Origin of the sequence: Dyella humicola, assembly GCF_026283945.1 — a bacterium.
GTDB lineage: Bacteria > Pseudomonadota > Gammaproteobacteria > Xanthomonadales > Rhodanobacteraceae > Dyella > Dyella humicola.
The window spans coordinates 3,002,015-3,018,293 of record NZ_JAPDPC010000001.1; the positions used below are offsets into that span (position 1 = coordinate 3,002,015).

General features: G+C 63.9%; 16 protein-coding genes. 3 read left to right on the top strand and 13 right to left on the bottom strand.

From position 1 onward, the window contains the following. Window positions 1–30: 30 nt before the first annotated feature. The 6 genes from OUZ30_RS13205 to OUZ30_RS13230 form a co-directional block, all read right to left on the bottom strand. Complete coding sequence (locus OUZ30_RS13205) at window positions 31–531, bottom strand: regulatory protein RecX (protein WP_266182769.1); 501 nt, start codon at window positions 529–531, stop codon at window positions 31–33. A 16-nt stretch (window positions 532–547) separates the two neighbouring features. After that, entirely contained in the window at window positions 548–1,162 is a 615-nt protein-coding gene (locus tag OUZ30_RS13210) for a short chain dehydrogenase (RefSeq protein ID WP_266183174.1), read from the bottom strand. A gap of 17 nt (window positions 1,163–1,179) precedes the next feature. Next, window positions 1,180–2,217 (bottom strand): recombinase RecA, encoded by a 1,038-nt coding sequence (recA, locus tag OUZ30_RS13215; RefSeq protein WP_266182770.1) that lies wholly within the window; start codon window positions 2,215–2,217, stop codon window positions 1,180–1,182. 122 nt (window positions 2,218–2,339) lie between these two features. Continuing rightward, a complete protein-coding gene (locus OUZ30_RS13220; protein WP_266182771.1) occupies window positions 2,340–2,846 on the bottom strand; it encodes a CinA family protein in 507 nt (168 codons plus the stop codon). A gap of 97 nt (window positions 2,847–2,943) precedes the next feature. Next, on the bottom strand, window positions 2,944–4,089 hold the full coding sequence (locus tag OUZ30_RS13225) for a dipeptidase (RefSeq protein WP_266182772.1): 1,146 nt from the start codon (window positions 4,087–4,089) through the stop codon (window positions 2,944–2,946). Next, window positions 4,073–5,476, bottom strand: a complete 1,404-nt coding sequence (locus OUZ30_RS13230; RefSeq protein WP_266182773.1) for an amidohydrolase family protein — start codon at window positions 5,474–5,476, stop codon at window positions 4,073–4,075. The genes OUZ30_RS13225 and OUZ30_RS13230 overlap by 17 nt, the downstream gene beginning before the upstream one ends. 289 nt (window positions 5,477–5,765) lie before the next feature. Here OUZ30_RS13230 and mutS point away from each other — a divergent pair, with 289 nt between their 5' ends. Continuing rightward, window positions 5,766–8,345 carry a DNA mismatch repair protein MutS gene (mutS, locus tag OUZ30_RS13235; protein WP_266182774.1) on the top strand — a complete coding sequence of 860 codons (2,580 nt, stop codon included), beginning with the start codon at window positions 5,766–5,768 and terminating at the stop codon, window positions 8,343–8,345. Window positions 8,346–8,386: 41 nt separating this feature from the next. Here the strand turns inward: mutS and OUZ30_RS13240 are convergent, their stop codons facing one another. Beyond that, on the bottom strand, window positions 8,387–8,755 hold the full coding sequence (locus OUZ30_RS13240; RefSeq protein ID WP_266182775.1) for a darcynin family protein: 369 nt from the start codon (window positions 8,753–8,755) through the stop codon (window positions 8,387–8,389). An 80-nt stretch (window positions 8,756–8,835) separates the two neighbouring features. Between OUZ30_RS13240 and OUZ30_RS13245 the strand changes: the two genes are divergently transcribed. Beyond that, on the top strand, window positions 8,836–9,444 hold the full coding sequence (locus tag OUZ30_RS13245) for a TetR/AcrR family transcriptional regulator (protein WP_266182776.1): 609 nt from the start codon (window positions 8,836–8,838) through the stop codon (window positions 9,442–9,444). Between the two features lie 56 nt (window positions 9,445–9,500). Here OUZ30_RS13245 and OUZ30_RS13250 read toward each other — a convergent pair whose 3' ends face one another. The 6 genes from OUZ30_RS13250 to htpX all read right to left on the bottom strand — a co-directional run bounded on the left by OUZ30_RS13250 (window position 9,501) and on the right by htpX (window position 15,215). After that, window positions 9,501–9,752, bottom strand: coding sequence for a hypothetical protein (locus OUZ30_RS13250; protein WP_266182777.1), 252 nt, complete (start codon window positions 9,750–9,752; stop codon window positions 9,501–9,503). Between the two features lie 328 nt (window positions 9,753–10,080). Beyond that, on the bottom strand, window positions 10,081–10,656 hold the full coding sequence (locus OUZ30_RS13255; protein ID WP_266182778.1) for a response regulator: 576 nt from the start codon (window positions 10,654–10,656) through the stop codon (window positions 10,081–10,083). A 105-nt stretch (window positions 10,657–10,761) separates the two neighbouring features. Continuing rightward, entirely contained in the window at window positions 10,762–11,160 is a 399-nt protein-coding gene (locus OUZ30_RS13260; protein ID WP_266182779.1) for an RNA-binding S4 domain-containing protein, read from the bottom strand. A gap of 117 nt (window positions 11,161–11,277) precedes the next feature. Next, on the bottom strand, window positions 11,278–12,180 hold the full coding sequence (locus OUZ30_RS13265; protein WP_266182780.1) for an AEC family transporter: 903 nt from the start codon (window positions 12,178–12,180) through the stop codon (window positions 11,278–11,280). Window positions 12,181–12,334: 154 nt separating this feature from the next. Beyond that, window positions 12,335–14,206, bottom strand: a complete 1,872-nt coding sequence (gene htpG, locus OUZ30_RS13270) for a molecular chaperone HtpG (protein WP_266182781.1) — start codon at window positions 14,204–14,206, stop codon at window positions 12,335–12,337. Window positions 14,207–14,315: 109 nt separating this feature from the next. Then, a complete protein-coding gene (gene htpX / locus OUZ30_RS13275) occupies window positions 14,316–15,215 on the bottom strand; it encodes a protease HtpX (protein ID WP_266182782.1) in 900 nt (299 codons plus the stop codon). 148 nt (window positions 15,216–15,363) lie between these two features. Here htpX and gluQRS point away from each other — a divergent pair, with 148 nt between their 5' ends. Next, window positions 15,364–16,224, top strand: coding sequence for a tRNA glutamyl-Q(34) synthetase GluQRS (gluQRS, locus tag OUZ30_RS13280; protein ID WP_266182783.1), 861 nt, complete (start codon window positions 15,364–15,366; stop codon window positions 16,222–16,224). Window positions 16,225–16,279: the final 55 nt, after the last annotated feature.

Consider the following 16,279-nt stretch of genomic DNA (forward strand, 5'->3'; position numbering starts at 1 on the left):
CATCCCGCCATCATCCCAGGATGATGGGTTTCAGGAATCACCGTCGGCTGTGTCGTCCACATCGGCGTGGGTAACACTCCGTACTGTGGCGGCGGGAAAGCCTCGACGCAAGAGAAATTGCGCCCGGCGGGCCCTTTCCTCGTGGTCGAGCGTGGCTGCGGCGCCATAGCGGCGACGCAGCTGGGCGGCTGCCAAAGCTAGCCAGTCGACCTCGGCCGCATCCAGCAGCTCGCGGATGCGGGCATCGGCAAGCCCGTGGCTCTTCAGCTCGACCCGCAGCCGCATGGGGCCATAGCCCTGCGCGACCCGGCTGCGCACCAGCATCTCGGCGAAACGGTCGTCGTCCTGGTAGTGCTGCTCTCCCAGGCGATCGAGTGCCGCGCCAGCCTCCTCGCCCTCGTAGCCGCCCTGGCGCAGCTTGAGCTTCAGCTCGCGACGGGAGTGCTCCCGGCGCGCCAGCAAGCCCAGCGCCTTGCTATAGGCGCTGGGCTTGGGTTTCTTGCTGTCTTCCCCGTCGGGACGGCGCTTCATGGCGTCGGCCGCCGCCTCAATAGACCTTGTAGACCTGGCCGGTCTGCAGGCCTTCGACGCTGCGGCTGAACGCCAGCGCCGAGCGGGCGGCCGTTACCGGCTCGAAGCCGCGGAAGTACGGCGCGTAATCGCCCATCGCCTCGACCAGCACGTTCGGGCTGACCACGTTGATGCGCAAGCCACGCGGCAGCTCGATGGCCGCCGCCCGCACGAACGCTTCCACCGCGCCGTTGACCAGGCTGGCCGAGCTGCCTTGGGCGATCGGCTGCTCGGACAGGATGCCGGTGGTCAGCGTGATCGAACCGCCATCGCGCAAATGGTCACGCGCGGCTAGGGCCAGATTGACCTGGCCCATCAGCTTGTCGGTGATGCCGAGCGTGTGCTTGGACTCACCGAACGGCGCGGCCGCGAAGTCCGCCAGCGGTGCAAAGGTGACGCGACCAGCGGTGCTGATCACGGCATCCAGCTCACCGGCCTTGGCCAGCCCCTGACGGATGCTGGCCACATCAGTGAGGTCCATGCGCACGTCGCCGGACTGCCGTCCCGCCGTGATGACTTCATGGCGCTGCCCCAGCTCGGCCGCAACGGCGCTGCCGAGGGTGCCGGAGGCGCCAATCAGCAGGATGCGCAGACGTCGCTCGGTCATGCTCAGGCCTCTTCTGCCGTTTCTTCGGCGACTGGCGCGGGCTTGCCGCCGCTGGGGGCCAGCAGGCGCGCGCGCAGCTCGGTATCGACTTCATTGGCGATGGCCGGGTTGTCGCGCAGGAACTGGCGCACGTTCTCCTTGCCCTGGCCGATGCGGTCGCCCTTGTAGCTGTACCAGGCGCCGGACTTGTCGATCAGGTTCTGCGCCACGCCCAGCTCGATGATCTCGCCTTCGCGCGAGGTGCCCTCGCCGTAGAGGATCTCGAATTCGGCCTGGCGGAACGGCGGCGCCACCTTGTTCTTGACCACCTTGACGCGGGTTTCGGAGCCGACCACTTCGTCGCCCTTCTTCACCGCGCCAATGCGGCGGATGTCCAGGCGCACCGAGGCGTAGAACTTCAGCGCATTACCGCCGGTGGTGGTTTCCGGGCTGCCGAACATCACGCCGATCTTCATGCGGATCTGGTTGATGAAGACCACCAGGCAGCCGGACTTCTTGATGTTGGCGGTGAGCTTGCGCAGCGCCTGGCTCATCAGGCGGGCGTGCAGGCCGACGTGGGAGTCGCCCATTTCGCCTTCGATTTCAGCCTTGGGCGTGAGCGCGGCGACCGAGTCGATCACCACCACGTCCACGGCGCCCGAGCGCACCAGCATGTCGGCGATTTCCAGCGCCTGCTCGCCGGTATCCGGCTGCGAGACCAGCAGGTCGTCCACATTGACGCCCAGCTTGGCGGCGTAGGAGGGATCCAGCGCATGCTCGGCGTCGACGAAGGCCGCCGTGCCACCGTTCCTCTGGCAGTTGGCGATGACCTGCAAGGTCAGGGTGGTCTTACCGGAGGATTCCGGACCATAGATTTCCACCACGCGACCGCGTGGCAGGCCGCCGACGCCCAGGGCGATATCCAGACCCAGCGAGCCGGTTGAAACGGTTTCGATGGCGTCGTCGGTGCGGTCGCCCAGACGCATGACCGCGCCCTTGCCGAATTGCTTCTCGATCTGGCCGAGGGCGGAAGTGAGCGCGCGGCGCTTGTTGTCATCCATCGTCTTGGATCCTGGGGTGGCAGTGAATGAATGCATGATGCCCGTGGGTAGTCTCACGGACTGCGATCTGTAATTTGGGAGTATCCCATAACGGTCAAGCAGGTCAGGGCAGCCTTGGCGACTCAGTCCGTCAGGGCTTTGAGCACGCCATTGAGCGCCGCGGCCACAGTCTGCCGGCGCACGGCCTCGCGGTCGCCGTCGAAGCGGAATAGCTTGGCGTAGGCATAACCGCCACGGCGCTTCCAGCCGATCCATACCATGCCGACCGGCTTCTCCACAGTGCCACCGCTGGGGCCAGCAATGCCGGTCACCGCGACGGCCATGCCGGCGCCGAACCGGGCCAGCGCGCCCGACACCATTTCCAGCACGGTCTCTTCACTGACCGCGCCGGTGAGCTCCAGTGTGCGCGGGTTGACGCCCAGCAAGGTCTCCTTGGCTCCATAGCTGTAAGTCACCACGCCGGTATCGAACCATGCCGAGCTACCCGGCAGATCGGTCAAGGCCTTGGCGATCCAGCCGCCGGTGCACGATTCGGCCGTCACCAGCATGAGGCGCTGCTGTTGGACGCGCACCGCCACCTGCTCGGCCAGGGCCAGCAGGTCGGCGTCAGTAGGAACGGACAACTCCATGGGAGAACTCCTGGGGCGGGCGGACTTCGCGCCACGGCGAAGGCGCCCGTTCTACCCCCTTCCAACCGTCAGGCCAAGGCCTTGACGAACAGCGAAGTCAGCTGCCCCAGATGGTCTGGGCGTAGCGCAGGAAATTCGCACCGAGGATTTTCTCGATCCGCCCGCTTGAATAACCCTTCTGCGCGAGCAATTGCGCCAGCCTCTGGAACTGCTGCGGCCCGCGCAGATCGACCACGAACGGATAGGTATCCGGCCGTTCGCCAGCCGCGCTGATGCCAGCCGCCTGGCGCTGGGCAATCTCCTTCGCCAAGGCCGCCTGGTAGACGTTGAGGTCGTCGATCTGGGTCACCGAGCCATCGGTGCCGATGCCCACGTGATCCTCGCCACAGACCTTCACCGCATGGTCGATATGCGCCACCACATCTTCGGCATGGGCATGGCCTGAGACGTTGAGGAACGGCATGAAGTAGATGCCGACGAAACCACCCTTCTCCGCCACCAGCCTCAGCTCGGCGTCGGTCTTGTTCCTCGGCAGATTGGCCACGGCGCGGCAGCCGGTGTGATTGATCGAAATCGGCGCAGTGGAAGCCCGCGCGGCGTCCAGGCAGGTCTGTTCGCCACTGTGCGAAAGATCGACCATGACCTGGCGCGCATTGAGGCGTGCGACAACCTCGCGACCGAAAGGTGTCAAGCCGCGGTTTTCCGGCGCCATCGAACCATCGCCCAACTGGTTGGCCGGGTTGTAGGTAAGCTGAAACACGCGCACCCCAAGGTCGGCAAAGATGTCGACGCGCTTGGCATCGTTGCCCATCATGGCGCCATTCTGGAAGCCGTAAATCAGGCCGACCTTTTTCTCCGCCTTGGCCCGACGAATGTCGCCAGCCGTCAGTATCTTGATCACATCAGGGGCGTGCTGGCGCACTAGGGCATCGGTAGCGGCAATGTCGCGCACGCTGGCTTCGAACGGGTCGTCCGGCCCGGACACATAACCCAGCGTGATGTTTACCGCCGTGAGGCCTGAAGCGTGTGCTTCCGCCAGCACGCGCGGCGAGAGTTCCGGCACCAAGCCGTCCGAACCGCGGTTGGGATCGTCGAGGCCGCCCAGTGCGTTGATGATGATGCCGCCGTCGGCCATGCCCGTACCCTGCGAAACTGCGCCACGCGCTTCCCATGGCAGCATCGAAGCTGCCGCCGCCCACGTCACACCGGTTAGAAACGTCCGCCGATCAATCGTCATCGCCATCGCCCATCTCGTCCTTCGTCACCGGTCGGTAATCAGTACGCGGATACACGTGTCCGCGTTTCACCGTCATACGGACACTTCGCAGGTTGCCGATGTCCTTCAGCGGGTCGGCTGACAACACCGCGAAATTGGCCAGCTTGCCTGCCTCGATCGAGCCCATGTCGTGCGCCTGCCCGGCAGCCTCGGCACCGATCAAGGTGGCCGAGTGAATCACCTGCAAGGGCGGCATGCCCACGTCGTGCGCGAGGAAGAAGATTTCATCGAACACCGAGGGCCACGCATCGTCGACGCCAGGATCGTTGTCGGTACCCGTCGAGATCGGCACGCCCGCCTGCCAGGCCTGGCGGACCAGCCGAATGGTGGTCGGCCCGGTGCAACGCAACGGATGCCTTTCAGGGTGCGCCTTCCGCTCGGCGTCATAGCGAACGAACAGGCTGCCGGTCGCGTCGAGAATCGTGCCGTGCTTGAGCATGTCGCGGTAGAGACCCGCCATGACGGGATCGTCACCGCTCGGCGCCAGCAATGCCTCATGGAACGGCGTGTGGTCCTCGTAGGACTTCAGCATCACCGGTTCCAGCTGATAGGCCAGATAACAGGCGTGGCTGACCACATCGGCGCCGGCCGCAATGACATCGGCCGGACGCGTCGGGAACACAGCGCTGTGCGCCCACACCATCAGATGCTGCCGATGCGCCTCTTGGGTAATCGAGGCCACCAGATCCGGCGGCAAGTCGGCGTATACCTTGATGGCCGTGGCCGAGGTGCCACGCGCCAGCGTGACCGCCTCGCGCAAATCGGTCTTCTCGTCGATGGCCTGCATCCACGGGCTCTTGCCCGGCGCCACGCCGAAGCTAGCCGCACCCACGCGCGGATCGGCGAAGAACTCAGGCCCTGCCATCACGGCGGCGTAATAGATATCGGGTGCTGGAATCTCGCCTGCACGAGCCTCGCGAGCCAGCTCGCCGACCGAACGCAGATCGTCCGCCATATCGCGTACGCCTGTGACACCGGCATAGAGATTGCGACGCAAGTTCGCCTGGGCACGCTTCGCATTCGGTGGCGTGGCCATATGCACATGGCTGTCGATCAGGCCAGGAATCACGTAGCTGCCGTGCAGATCGACCGTGCGTACCCCCTTCCCCTGCGAGCCGGCCAGCGAACCATGCGGCCCCACCGCCACGATCCTTTCGCCGTGCACCAGGATGTCCTGATTGGGACGCGCTGCCGCGCCCGTACCGTCGATGACGGTTGCGCCAGCGTAGAGCGTGAGGGCATCGGCAGGTGATGGCTTGGGCGCCTCCTTCCCGGCGGAGAAGGCGACGGGAGCAGAGAGCGCGAAAACCAGCGCTAACACCAGAGATGAGACAGATCGAGAAAGAGTAGGCATAGCCGGCGATCCTACAGGCCGGATTCTCCGCGTCACAACCGTGCCAGAGGTCAAGGGAGGAACGCGCCACCCACTCGCAATTCCGTGCGCCAACTTCCCCACGAGTCTGCAAGGACTGCTTTGGGTTGCGCTGACTCATAAGCCTTCAGTGCGGTGCCCCGGATGGGATGCCGGGCCGCCGGCATACATGGTTGGGCAATTCGGTTATCTTGGCGAACATTTTTTGATCGACTCACACCGCCTCCCGCCACCGCCAACGTCACCGTTAGGCTCGACAGAACAGCTAGTTATGGTCGCCCAGGATTTCGAAAGCCACACGCCCTTCATGCGCCAGTACCTGGCCGCCAAGGCTGCGCACCCGGATGTGCTGCTGTTCTTCCGCATGGGCGACTTTTACGAACTGTTCTATGACGATGCGCGCAAGGCTGCACGGCTGCTGGACATCACGCTGACTCAGCGCGGGCAGTCGGCGGGCCAGCCGATTCCGATGGCCGGCGTGCCGTATCACGCGGCCGAGAACTATCTGGCCAGGCTGGTGCGCCTGGGTGAGTCAGTGGCGATTTGCGAACAGATCGGCGACCCCGCCACCTCGAAGGGGCCAGTCGAACGCAAGGTGGTTCGCATCGTCACCCCGGGCACGGTCACCGATGCAGCCTTGCTGGAGGAGCGTCGCGATAACCTGTTGATGGCGATCGCCGCCGGCGCCCATGGCGCTTACGGACTGGCCTGGGTGGACCTGACCAGCGGCCGCTTCCTACTCAGCGAAGTGCCAAGCGCCGAAGCGCTGGCATCTGAACTCGCGCGTCTGCAACCCGCCGAAACTTTGGTGGGCGAAGACGTGGCGTGGCCCAAGTTCGTCAGCAATCTGCCGGGTCTGCGGAAACGCCAGCCGTGGCACTTCGACAGCGATGCCGCAGGCCGCGAGCTCAACCGCTTCTTCGGTACACGCGATCTCGGCGGATTCGGCGTAGATCGCTTGCCGCTGGCGACTGCTGCAGCGGGCTGCCTGCTCGGTTACGTCGAGGAAACGCAGAAGAGTGCGCTGCCGCATCTTTCCGGCATGGCCGTGGAAAGCGCAGGCGACACCATTGCGCTGGACGCTGCGACCCGCCGCAACCTGGAACTCGATACGCATCCCAGCGGCCGCACCGAACACACCCTGCTCGGCGTGCTGGACGAAACGGTGACGCCGATGGGCGCGCGCCTGCTGCGCCGCTGGCTCAACCGCCCACTGCGTTCGCGCGAATTGCTGCGCAGCCGCCATCAAGCCATCGGCACGCTGATCGACAGTCGCCAATTCGAAACCTTGCGCGAGCAGCTGCGCGGCATCGGTGACCTGGAACGCATCCTCGCGCGCGTCGCCTTGCGTTCCGCGCGCCCGCGCGATCTGTCCACGCTGCGCGACGGCTTGGCCGCCGCCCCATCGCTGCGCGCCATCATCGAGTCGCTGGACAGCCCGTTGCTGCACGCATTGGTCGCGCGCATTGGCGACCATGCGGATACCGCTGCCCTGCTCGCCCGCGCCGTAGTCGCTCAGCCGCCGGTGCTACAACGTGATGGCGGTGTCATCGCCGACGACTACGATGCCGAACTGGACGAACTGCGCCGGCTCGCCACCAACGCCGACCAGTATCTGGTCGAACTGGAAGAACGCGAGAAAGCTGCCAGCGGTATTGCCACCCTCAAGGTGGGCTACAACCGCGTGCACGGTTACTACATCGAAATCAGCAAGGGCCAGGCGGACAAGGCACCCACGCATTACACGCGGCGCCAGACCACCAAGAATGCCGAGCGCTACATCACCGAAGAGCTGAAGACATTCGAGGACAAGGTGCTGTCGGCCAAGGAACGTTCGCTGATGCGCGAGCGTGCACTGTACGAGGCATTGCTCGATACGCTGATTGCCCAGTTGGAGCCGCTGAAACATGCCGCCTCGGCGATGGCCGAACTGGACGTCATTGCCAGCTTGACCGAGCGCGCCACGACGCTGGATTGGAGTGCGCCCGAACTGTCCGACGAACCCGGCATCGCGATCGAACGCGGCCGCCATCCCGTCGTGGAGAAAGTGCGCGAGGAACCGTTCGAGCCGAACGATCTCGTGCTCGATGACGCCCGTCGCATGCTAGTCATCACCGGCCCGAACATGGGTGGTAAATCCACCTATATGCGCCAGAACGCGCTGATCGTGCTGCTCGCGCATATCGGCAGCTACGTGCCAGCATCGCGCGCGGTCATCGGCCCGATCGATCGCGTATTCACCCGCATTGGCGCGGGCGACGATCTTTCGCGCGGCCAGTCCACCTTCATGGTGGAAATGAGCGAGACGGCCAATATCCTGCACAACGCCACCGCACACAGCCTGGTGCTGATGGACGAAGTGGGCCGCGGCACCAGCACCTATGACGGCCTGGCACTGGCACGCGCCGCCGCCGTGCATCTGGCGGCCAGCAGTCGCTCCTACACACTGTTTGCCACGCATTACTTCGAGTTGACCGAACTGGCCAACGAATATGCCTCCATCGCCAATGTGCATCTGGACGCGGTGGAATACGGCGAGCAGCTGGTCTTCATGCATGCCGTGAAGGAAGGTCCGGCCAATCGCAGCTTCGGCTTGCAGGTGGCCGCGCTGGCAGGCCTGCCCAAGTCGGTGATCGCCGATGCGCGCCGCACCCTGGCCGAACTGGAGCGCGGCATGTATCAACATGCGTCTTCGGCAACGACCAAGGCTCCCGCGCAAGAGTCGCCGCAACTGGGCCTGTTCGCGGCACAGCCTTCCGTAGTGGAGCGGGCATTGGAGGGCATTGATCCCGATACCATGTCACCGCGCGAAGCGCTTGAAGCGCTGTATCGGCTCAAATCCCTCGTTTGAATCAAGAGACGCGCATTTTTCGGCGGTGCGCGCCTCGAAACTTACGCAGGCAGGGCTTCCCGCCCATAGTTCTTGGCATAGGCGTTCTCCACGCCCGGCAAGATCTCCACGACCGCAAAATAACGATCCCAGAACGGTGTTTCGCGCAGCTCTTCCACTAGCAGCTCGTAGGCGTGGTGATCTACGGCCTCCCACACCCACACGTCGGTGACGCGCGCGGTATAGAACTCCACGTCGTAAAAGCGCAAGCGCACGCGGTCGCGATAGCGCTGGAGAATCGGTTCGACATGCTTAGCCAGCTGGCTGAAGCGCTCATCGATGCTGAAGCCCAGCCATTCCGGCAATGTCTTCACCAGCATGAAGACGGTGATGGCGGGCTGGTCAAGCGCAGGTGTCTGTTTCGTGGTCATATTGAACTCGTCGTTGTGTTGTGGTTGATGACGATTCAAAATATGAGCAATCGCTCATATTCACTACTCGCATTGTCGCCATGAGCACAAATCGCCGCCGCCCCACGCTGAAGCCAAGAAAGACGCCATCCCAGGCACGCTCTGGTGACACCGTGGCGGCGATGCTGGAAGCAGCAGCTCGCATTCTTGAAAGGCACGGCTTCGCCGGATACACCACCAATGCGGTCGCAGAGCGCGCGGGGGTCAGTATTGGCACGCTCTACCAGTACTTCCCCAACAAGGATGCGTTGACTGCAGCGCTGATCGATCGGGAGACAGCGCCCCTGGTCGATGCCCTGCAACAGGCCCGGCAAGCAACTCATTTCGCTGAGGGCATCGATGCCCTGGTCGGCGCAGCCGTCAGCCATCAGATGCGCCGACCCGAGCTGGCACGGCTACTGGATTTCGAAGAGCGCAGGCTCCCACTCGGCGCCCGCGACACCTATATCTTCAATCACCTGAGTGGTGCCATCGTCGAGCTATTTGGCCGCCGTGGCGCGCCATCCGTCGACGGCGCCATTTTGGTGGCGGCAGACATCATCGCCATCGTGAAGGGCTTGGTCGACGCGGCTGGCGAACGCGGCGAGCGCGATGCGGAGCACTTGAGGCTGCGCGTCGGCAAAGCCGTCCGTGGCTATCTGCGAGGTTAGCTCGCTAAGCCACTCGCCAGTAGCGCTCGACGAGGAAGTGGACGAGCCGCGTCCGCTCAATGCGGATATTCCGACTTCCTGGCGTTGCCGATGGCTTCGAGTACTGGTCGAGGTAACTCATCCAGGTTGAGGATGACCTTGCCGGAGTGAATGGCTCTCACTGCGGCCCCTGGAATGACAAAGTCGCCTGCATTCTCGATGTAGATGACCAGCGCCGATTCGTCCACCAGCACTTTGCGCACGGAGCCGATGCCATCCTCGCCATCAGCGACGAATACTAAAGCGCCTTCCTCGATTGTCTCAGCCACGGCCACTCTCCACGCCTTCGTAACAGCTCGTGATCGTCGGCAAGTGGCCGTTGCCCGGATGTGAAAGCCGGGCTATCGCCCGCCTGAAGCGCTCCGGAGCGCCAAAAGCCCCGCGGAGAATCCAACATCGCAGCCCTAAAGCAGTGCATGCCGGTGGAAATCATCCGTCGCCGGCTGGGACGTTCCCGCAAAATAGATCCGAGTTACGGTGTCGACGTGACGAAGGCGCCAGGCATCAAGCCCTAAACTCCAGGCGCTGAACAGGCAAGACGGTGATCCGAAAGGAGACTGCCCTGCTCCGAAGATCGCGAACCGGCTTGTCTCGGCTTCACGCTGCCAGGTCCGACACCTTCTGGGGCGGGCATTCCAACGTCGCATTGGCCAGCAATGCGGGGATCGTCTCGGCCGACGCGGACAGCGGTACCACTACGCCGGGCTGACGGGCCGACATGCGTCCAAACCCCACCAGTCGATCGATGCTACGCGCCACGTCAGCCTGTCCGAACGGCTTGCTGATGAAGTCGTCGGCGCCAAAGCGCTGAACGTAGAACTGCTCGGTAGCCTGCTGGTTGCCGCTGATCATCACGATCGGCACGTGCTGGGTGAGCGGGTCGTGGCGTAGTGCACGCAGCACCGCAAAGCCGTTGATACCCGGCAGCACGATATCGAGAAAGATCAGGTCAGGCGGCTCGCTGCGCGCCATCTCAAGAGCCCGCTCGCCATCGGCGGCTCGCGTCACCGCATAGCCCTCAACCTCGAGCATTCGCCCCAGCACGGCCCGGATGGTGGCCGAATCATCAACCACCAGCACGCGTGCGCCCTGTTCAGCTTTACGCAATACCCCCGGCGTCCGCCCCTCTGTCGCGCCAGCAAGCAGTCGCTTTAAGAATGCCAAGCCCGTCATCGCCTTCCCCTTCCACATCACGTCGAACCGAAGCCGCACTTTTGTGCGGCTTCTCGCCGGTGTTGATGCTCCCGCAGATTCGCGCCGGAATCTGCGATGGGTGACTCACATGGAATCCTTAAGCCGTCGCAATTTTCGACGTTCCTGCTTATCCGGCCGCCCCGGGGGTGCCATGGGGCCGACTAGCTTACGCTGAGCCTTCGCCGCCTCGCGCGCCGCTACGCTGGCCTCGCTCTCGCGATAAAGCGTTTGCGCCACGCTGGGCTGCCCTCGCTTTTCCGACAACGCCAGCACTTCAACCTCCAGACGCTCCACGCCTCGGCTGATGCGCAGCACATCGCCCACATGCACGGCCTTGGCCGGCTTGCAGCTGCTGCCGTTGAGGTCGATCTTGCCGCCGTCGATCGCCTGCTTGGCCAGGCTACGCGTCTTGAAGAAGCGGGCGGACCATAGCCATACGTCGGCGCGCACCGGCCCCGTGGTTTGCAATTGAGCTGATGACATGGGGTTATTGTCACCTATCGGGAGATCGCGAGAAGCCGTCCCTCGGTCTGAAGCCGCATGCTCTGATGAAACCCCGCTGCGATGCGTCACCGCGACGCTTCCAGATCGAGCCTCGCCTCAGCCGGCGAGCAACAGGTTACCCAGCGGAACGGTGATCAGCGACAGCACGATGCCGGCGCCGAGTATCGTGTTGGCCAAGCTAGGCTCCAGCTTGTATTCGTCGGCAAGGATCGCTGCCGAAATCATCGGCGCCATACCTGCCTGCAGCACGCCCACCGTCAGGGTAAGCCCGCCGACGCCCGCGGCCCTACCCAACAGCCAGCAGGCGAATGGCGCGAGCGCCAACTTCCAGCCAAGCCCGAGCGTCAGCGCAGAAAGCTGTCGCTCGCCGAGATGAAACTTGAATTGCATGCCCACCGAGAACAAGGCCAGGGGCGTCAGGGTTGCACCGACGGGCGTGAATACGCTGTCCAGCAGGGCCGGCCAACCACCTAGCGCGCCTACGATCACACTCAGGACCAGCGCAAGGAACGACGGAAAGGTAAGGATGCGCCGGGCGACCGCGCTCGCTTGCGGTGCTTTTCCCGCGTACAGGGATGCGACCGCCACACCCGCCGACGCCAGCAACGGGAAACAACCCAGTTGGTCGGCCACCACCGCCAGCGCAAGCCCTTCCTTGCCATGCAGCGCCTGCATCATGGGATAACCCATAAACGAGGTATTGCCCAAGCCGCAAACCAGGGTCAGCGCGCCGATCCGCGCGCGCGACCAGCCCAGCCAACGGCCCAGTGTGGCGAACAGCAGCCAGGCGCCGAAGAACACCACCCACATGGCCGCCACGGGAAACCACAGCTGCCTGTCGATGCTGACCTTTGGCACCAGCTCCAGCACCAAGGCCGGCAGCGCGATGTTGATGACCCACCAGTTGATGCCGTGAACGATGCCGACGGGCGGTTTCGCGTAGCGCGCGACCAGCGCGCCCAGGAGCAGGCAGACGAACAGCAACAGCAAGGTGCCCATGGACATCCCTTCGAGCGGAAGGGACGCAGTATAGCGAGCGCCTATAGGTGACTTTTGGTGCGACCGGGCGTAGCTTGCAGCCGAGCGACAGGCCCGCCATTCCGGCTTGCGCCCCACAGGGATTCCCTGCGGTCGCCGGAATGACGGGCATATCTCAGCCGACGATCAGCCGATTGAGCCGCTGCACGAAAGCCGCCGGATCGGGCAGCTGTGCGCCGGCGGAGATCTCCGCCTGATCCAGCAGCAGGTTGGCCAGGTCAGCGGCTTTGACCGGATCGCCTTCGGCTTCCACGCGCTTGAGCAGCGGGTGCTGGGGATTGATCTCCAGCGTCGGCTTGTTGTCGGGCACGTCGTGGCCGGCCTCACGCAACAAACGTGCGAGGTGCGGCGCCATCTCGTAGTCCGACAGCGCCAGGCACGAGGGAGAGTCGGTGAGGCGGGCGGACACGCGCACTTCGCTCACACGATCGCCCAGCAGCTCCTTGAGCTTCTTCACCACCGGCTCGGCAGCCTTGCTGGCGGCTTCCTGCTGCTTCTTGTCCGCCTCATCCAGCGGTAGCTCGCCCTTGGCGACATTCTTCAACTTTTTGCCTGCGTATTCATTGAGGCTGCCAAGCATCCATTCGTCGATGCGATCGAACATCAGCAGCACTTCGATACCCTTGGCCTTGAACGCCTCCAGCTGCGGGCTACCGACGGCCGCCGTGTAGCTGTCTGCCGTGATGTACCAGATCGTGTCCTGGCCCACCGCCATGCGCAGGATGTAGTCGTCCAGCGATACGGTCTGCGCTGCGACGTCGCCCTTGGTCGAGGCAAACCGCAGCAGTTTGGCGATGCGTTCGCGGTTCGCCTGGTCTTCGGCAATGCCTTCCTTGAGCGTGTTGCCGAAGGCTTTGTAGAAGGTCGCGAACTTCTCAGGCTCATCGCGCGCCAGCTTCTCCAGCAGATCGAGCACGCGCTTGATGCATGCCGCGCGAATGCGCTCGAGCTGTCGATTGTGCTGGAGAATCTCGCGGCTCACATTGAGCGGAAGGTCATCCGCATCGACGACACCACGCACGAAGCGCAGATAGTTCGGCAGCAACTCTTCCGCCGCATCCATGATAAACACGCGCTTGATGTAGAGCTTCAGTCCCTTGCGCTCGTCGCGCCCGCCCATCATCAAATCGAACGGCGGCTGCTCGGGGATGTAGAGCAGCGTGGTGAAGCTCTGGCTGCCCTCGACGCGGTTGTGCGTCCAGGCCAAAGCGTCGTTGAAATCGTGGCCCAACGACTTGTAGAAGCTTTGGTAGTCCTCGTCGGAGATCTCGTTGCGCGGCTTGGCCCACAGCGCGGACGCGTCGTTGACGGTTTCCCACTCCTCACCCGGCTTGCCGTCCTGCTCCTTCGGCATGCGGATCGGGAATGCGACATGATCGGAGTACTTGCGGATCAGCGTGCGCAGTTCCCAGCTCTTGAGGAACTCGTCCTCGTCGGCCTTCAAATGCAGGATGACGGCCGTGCCGCGCTCAGCCTGTTCGACCTGCGCGAGCTGGTATTCACCCTTGCCGTCGCTTTCCCACTTCACGCCCTCGCCAGCCGGCTGGTCGGCACGACGGCTGAGCACTGTCACGCGATCGGCCACCACGAAGGAGGAATAGAAACCCACGCCAAACTGGCCGATCAGGCGAGCGTCGGTCTTCTGCTCCGCGCTCATCGCTTCGAGGAAGCGGCGCGTGCCAGAGCTGGCGATGGTGCCGATATTGGCGACCACTTCCTCACGGCTCATGCCGACGCCGTTGTCGCGCACCGTGATGGTGCGTGCATCCGGGTCCCAGCTGACATCGATGTGCAGCTCGCCATCGCCCGCCAGCAACTCGGGGGTCGCGATGGATTCGAAGCGCAGCTTGTCGCATGCGTCGGAGGCGTTGGAGATCAGCTCGCGCAGGAAGATTTCCTTGTGCGAGTACAGCGAGTGCGTCACCAGGTGCAGCACCTGGGCCACTTCGGCTTCGAACTTGCGGGTTTCGGGCGCGGTAGTCGTCATGCGGAAAGACTCTTGAAGAGATCAGACAGGAAGGGGTTCGGCACACACAAAGGGGCCGACAAGGCGGCCCCTTATCTAACCCTCTCCCGGGTCGGGAGAGGGTGAAGGATCAAGCGTTCGAGGATGCGCTCTGCAGCGCGGCAATGCGCTCTTCCAGCGGCGGATGGCTCATGAACAGCCGCTTCATGCCGGTGGCCAGGTGCCCGGAAATGCCGAATGCGGCGATGGTCTGTGGCAGCGTGCTTTCGCCGTGCTGCACCTGCAGGCGCTGCAAGGCGGAGATCATCGCGCCGCGGCCGGCCAGCTTGGCGCCAGCGGCATCGGCACGGAATTCGCGCCAGCGCGAGAAGGCCATCACGATCATCGAGGCGAACAGGCCGAACACCAGCTGCAGCACCATGACAGAAACGAAGTAACCGATGCCGCCGCCATCGCGATTGTCGCGACCACCCGACAGCCAGCTGTCGACCAGGCGACCCACCACGCGCGCGGCGACGATCACCAGCGTGTTCACCACGCCTTGGATCAAGGTCAGCGTGACCATGTCACCGTTGGCGACGTGGCCGATCTCGTGACCCAGCACCGCCGCCACCTGCTCGCGGTCCATCTGCTGCAGCAGGCCGGTGCTTACCGCCACCAGCGAGCTGTTCTTGTTCATGCCGGTGGCGAACGCATTCATCTCCGGCGCGTCGTAGATGGCGACCTCGGGCATGCCGATGCCGGCGTTCTGCGCGTGACGGCGCACGGTATCCAGCAGCCAGCGTTCGGCCTCGTTCTGCGGCTGCTCGATCACGCGAGCACCGGTGGACATCTTCGCCATCCACTTGGACATGGCTAGCGAGATGAAGGCGCCGCCCATGCCGAAGATGGCGGCAAAGATCAGCAACCCACCCATGCCACCGTAACCACGGGAGGCGGCCCACGTATCGACGCCAAACAAATGGCAGACGATGCTGAGCAGGAACAGGACGGCGATATTGGTAAGCAGGAACAATGCGATGCGACGCATGGCTGTCTCTCGGGCAGTCATGAAAGGGAGTGCGGCTAAGGCCGCCTATCAAGATTCGGGGCTAGCGCACTCGGTTTCAAGGGCTTTTTGGCCTATGCCGGGTAGGCCGGGTTCCGCGTTCATCGCCTGTCCTGCTTAAAATGCCCCGATGAGTTATCACGGACGCTTTGCCCCTTCACCTACCGGCCATCTGCATTTCGGCTCACTGGTTGCTGCCGTGGGCAGCTGGTTATGCGCACGTCACGCAGGGGGGCAATGGTTGCTAAGGGTGGAGGACATCGACCCACCGCGGGAAATGCCCGGCTCCACCGAGAGCATCCTGGCGGCGCTGCCCGCCTTTGGCCTGATGGCCGACGCACCAGCGCTGTTTCAGTCCAAACGCATCGCGGCTTATGACCAGGCCTTCGAGCAGTTGAGGGCCGCCAACCAGGTATTTCCCTGCTGGTGCAGCCGCAACGATCTGGACGGCGGTCTGCACCTGGATGGCGCATGCCTGGCGTCCCCCGCCGAAGACCGGACGCCCGCGTGGCGACTGCGCGTCCCGGATATGGACATCGGCTTCGACGACGCCCTGCAAGGCCGGCAAACCCACAACCTGCGCAGCACCGCCGGCGATTTCGTGATACGTCGCGTCGAGGGCTACTACGCCTACCAGCTCGCTTGCGTCGTGGACGATGCCTTCCAGGGCATCACCCAGGTCGTGCGCGGCAATGACTTGCTGGACTCCACGCCCCGGCAAATCTACTTGCAACGATGCCTGGGCCTGTCCACGCCCACCTACCTGCATTTGCCGCTGGCGCTGGACGCCAGCGGCCGCAAGCTGTCCAAGACCGAGCGGGCCCATCCAGTGGACCCGACTGACCCTATGCCTGCGTTGCGACGCGCCCTCGCCTTTCTCGATCTTGCGGTCCCGCCCGACATCATCGAACCAGCCTTGGCACTGGCTTATGCGCTCGATCGCTTCGCCCCTGAAAAATTGCCGCACTGCAGCGAACGCGCGGCAGAATAAGACGCTATAAAGAAGCTCGGTGATGACCCGCCGCACATTGCGGTCAAACCGCGTG